Origin of the sequence: Acinetobacter sp. RRD8, from assembly GCF_031844225.1 — a bacterium.
Lineage (GTDB): Bacteria > Pseudomonadota > Gammaproteobacteria > Pseudomonadales > Moraxellaceae > Acinetobacter.
The window spans coordinates 1-1,194 of record NZ_JAUZUU010000051.1; the positions used below are offsets into that span (position 1 = coordinate 1).

The 1,194-nt window shown below is 47.1% G+C and carries 1 protein-coding gene; it reads right to left on the reverse strand.

The window, feature by feature from the left end:
* Window positions 1-2: 2 nt before the first annotated feature.
* Window positions 3-1,193, reverse strand: coding sequence for an elongation factor Tu (gene tuf / locus Q9R24_RS14975; RefSeq protein WP_004646112.1), 1,191 nt, complete (start codon window positions 1,191-1,193; stop codon window positions 3-5).
* Between the last annotated feature and the right edge of the window lies 1 nt (window position 1,194).

Below are 1,194 nucleotides of genomic sequence, written 5' to 3' on the forward strand. Positions count from 1 at the left end.
GATTATGCAGTTACTTTAGCAACTACACCAGCACCAACTGTACGACCACCTTCACGGATCGCAAAACGTAGACCTGGGTCCATTGCGATCGGGTGGATTAGCTCTACTGACATCTCAACGTTGTCACCAGGCATAACCATTTCCACGCCTTCTTTAAGCGCGATCGCACCAGTTACGTCCGTAGTACGGAAGTAGAACTGTGGACGGTAACCGTTAAGGAATGGAGTGTGACGACCACCTTCTTCTTTAGAAAGTACGTATACTTCCGCATCGAATTTAGTGTGTGGCTTGATCGCACCTGGTTTAGTCAATACTTGACCACGTTGTACGTCTTCACGCTTAGTACCACGAAGAAGAACACCACAGTTCTCGCCCGCACGACCTTCGTCAAGAAGCTTACGGAACATTTCTACGCCGGTTACTGTAGTAGTTTGAGTATCACGGATACCAACGATTTCTACAGACTCACCTACTTTAACGATACCAGTCTCTACACGGCCAGTTACTACTGTACCACGACCAGAGATTGAGAATACGTCTTCAATTGGCATAAGGAATGGAAGGTCAATTGCACGTTCTGGCTCTGGGATATAAGAGTCAAGTGCTTCAACAAGCGCAACTACAGCTGGCTCGCCGTATTGGCTGTCATCACCGTTAAGCGCAAGAAGAGCAGAACCACGAATTACTGGAGTGTCATCACCCGGGAAGTCGTAAGTAGAAAGAAGTTCACGAACTTCCATTTCAACTAGCTCAAGAAGCTCTTCGTCGTCTACAAGGTCGCATTTGTTCAAGAATACAACGATGTAAGGTACACCTACCTGACGAGAAAGCAGGATGTGTTCACGAGTCTGTGGCATAGGACCATCAGTCGCAGCACATACAAGGATCGCGCCGTCCATCTGAGCAGCACCAGTAATCATGTTTTTAACATAATCGGCGTGGCCCGGGCAGTCTACGTGAGCGTAGTGACGAGTTGGAGAATCGTATTCTACGTGTGAAGTATTAATTGTAATACCACGTGCTTTTTCTTCTGGTGCAGAGTCGATTGCAGCGTAGTCTTTCGCTTCGCCACCGAATTTCTTCGCACATACAGTTGCAATTGCAGCTGTTAAAGTTGTTTTACCATGGTCAACGTGACCAATTGTGCCCACGTTAACGTGTGGCTTATTACGTTCAAACTTAGCCTTAGCCATG